Origin of the sequence: Lactobacillus sp. UMNPBX17 (assembly GCF_002553735.1) — a bacterium.
In the GTDB taxonomy this organism is placed as follows: Bacteria; Bacillota; Bacilli; order Lactobacillales; family Lactobacillaceae; genus Lactobacillus; species Lactobacillus gallinarum.
The window spans coordinates 1-905 of the sequence record NZ_PCYT01000158.1 but is presented as its reverse complement, the minus strand read 5'-3'; the positions used below and the strand labels follow the sequence as shown (position 1 = coordinate 905).

The 905-nt window shown below is 30.6% G+C and carries 1 protein-coding gene; it reads right to left on the bottom strand.

From position 1 onward, the window contains the following. Positions 1 to 190 precede the first annotated feature (190 nt). Positions 191 to 817 carry an XRE family transcriptional regulator gene (locus tag CP368_RS10085; protein ID WP_233185894.1) on the bottom strand — a complete coding sequence of 209 codons (627 nt, stop codon included), beginning with the start codon at positions 815 to 817 and terminating at the stop codon, positions 191 to 193. Positions 818 to 905: the final 88 nt, after the last annotated feature.

Below are 905 nucleotides of genomic sequence, written 5' to 3'. Positions count from 1 at the left end.
CTAGTTTCATGCACGCAAATTTTGGCTTTAACACAAACTAATTAAAAATAAAATTTACAATTTACATTGACTTATCACCACATGACTCATAGATTAGATATTTATATTTTACAGGATAAGCGAACATATGTCTCTATTTTTTAATAAAAAAGCTGACTGCTAGGTCAGCTTGGCCCTATCCATCCCCGCATTAAAATACGGGGATTTTCGGGCGTTTTTCATTAAAATATTTTTCATAATATTTAGTTATTAAGAAATTAATTGTAGAATTTGATGCTTGCTTTAAAGTTGCGGGATTTTTACGGTAATTGTTTAAATCATCTGTAGAAATACCCGTTTCTTTACTTAACTGTGATATTTTAATATTATCATCTGTTACTACTCGTTTAGCCTTTTCTACATCTGTTAAAAGGTGTGGCATAACCATATGAGGAGGTATTTGACGCTTATTCAACTCATTAATTATGTTCATAGCAGCTCGCTGCATTTGTTCGATTGCGGCATCTCGATCAAGATTACTATTCTTGATATGTCCCACGACAAAGGTATGATCCGACACCTCATACTTTTTAGTAACAGGATTAAAAAAATCACCTATTACATTATTTACTACAACTTCTTTTGTACTTGCATGATCATAATTAAAAGGTATATTTTCCAACTTACCTGTGACAGAAGAAAATGGTAAGTTATCTATCGTAAAAACTTGAACGTAAACATCGTATTCCACCTTATTATCCATATCAGAAAAATGCTTATCATACATTCTTACTTCACGATCTTGAATAAAATCTTCAAAAATAATCTGCTCTTTCATTAACAACTTTCCCTATTTCCAATATAATATTTTGGCGGATTGTAAAATCAAATTGAACACTTCGTTCAAATATTAAAAAAAGTCCATT